The sequence below is a fragment of the Atribacterota bacterium genome, from assembly GCA_028703475.1.
Taxonomy (GTDB): domain Bacteria; phylum Atribacterota; class Phoenicimicrobiia; order Phoenicimicrobiales; family Stramentimicrobiaceae; genus JAQVMU01.
The window spans coordinates 8,194-9,687 of the sequence record JAQVMU010000062.1 but is presented as its reverse complement, the minus strand read 5'-3'; the positions used below and the strand labels follow the sequence as shown (position 1 = coordinate 9,687).

Sequence of the window (1,494 nt, the reverse complement as noted above, 5' to 3'; positions counted from 1 at the left end):
TGGGCTCGAACCACCGTTCCCAGATCCAGAGTCTGGTGTCCTACCACTAGACGATCCCTCAATAATTATTTGTCAACATTAATATTTTACAACATATTTCTCATAGGTCAAATATTTATTCCAATTATCTTAATATTTTTTTATAATTTCTATTAATTATTGCTCTAATTCCTTGGCTGATTGCATTAAACGGTTTACATTTATCTCTTTTCCCAAAACTTCCATTAATGCAAATAAGCTTGGCCCTACCTTTTTTCCCGAAAGTGAAACCCTGGTAGGATGAATAATCTGCTTACCCTTTAAATTCATTTCAGTTGCAATATTTCTAACTACTTGTTCAATATTTTCTTCAGACCAATCATTTAACTTATCTAATTGTTTTGCCAATTCACCAAGTGTTTCTCTAACTCCTTCTTGTTTAAGTACTTTCACTGCATCCTTTTCAACTTGAAAATTATCTGTGAAAAAATAATCTGCATATTCTAAAAATTGCCTGAAATTTCTTACTCTGCTTTTCATTAAAGATATTACCTTTTTTAGCCAGACATACTGCTCATCACTTATAGAATCACCAATTAAACCAGTTTCCTGTAAATATGGTACTAACATCTCAGCATATCTTTCTTCAGTCATCTTTTTCAAGTATTCTCCATTAAACCAGTTTAATTTTTCCATATCAAAAATGGCAGAATGACTGGATACTTTTTTTAGAGTAAACCCCTTTATTAACTCATCAATCGTAAATACTTCCTGATTAGTTCCAGAAGACCATCCTAAATGTGCAATATAGTTAACAACTGCTTCGGGTAAAAACCCCATTTCTTTATATGCCATAACTGAAGTTGCCCCATGTCTCTTGCTCAGTCGTGTATTATCCGGACCCATAATCATTGGAATGTGAGCAAAATAAGGTACTTCAGCGTCTAATGCATTGTAAATAACTATCTGTTTAGGCGTGTTTGAGATATGATCATCACCACGCATAACCAATGATATCTTCATTAAAATATCATCAATAACTACTGCAAAGTTATAAGTAGGTATACCATCTGATTTAATAATAACAAAATCAGTTAGCAGACTGCTATCAAATTCCATTCTACCTTTGATTAAATCATTAACAATAATTTGAGTACCTGGCATTTTTAATCGAATCACAGGATTCCGTCCATCTTGTTTAAACTTTTCTTTTTCTGCTTTACTCAAATTAAGACATTTACGATCATATAATGCATTTCCACCTTTAGATAGTTGTATTTTTCTTCTTTCTTCTAATTCTTCAGCTGTACAATAACATTCATATGCTTTTCCATCAGCTAAAAGTTTGTCAGTATATTCTTTATAAGTTTCAAGTCTTTGCATTTGAAAATATGGGCCATATTCACCTCCTGCTTCCGGGCCTTCATCCCAATCGAGACCTAACCATTTCATGCCATCTAAAATTGCCTTAACAGCCTCAGGTGTTGACCTTAGTCTGTCTGTGTCTTCAATTCG

General features: G+C 33.2%; 1 protein-coding gene. It reads right to left on the bottom strand.

All coding sequences use genetic code 11. The annotated features are described in order from the left end of the window. Positions 1 to 156: 156 nt before the first annotated feature. A partial coding sequence (gltX, locus tag PHQ99_06735) for a glutamate--tRNA ligase (GenBank protein ID MDD4289267.1) occupies positions 157 to 1,494 on the bottom strand: 1,338 nt, incomplete at its 5' end.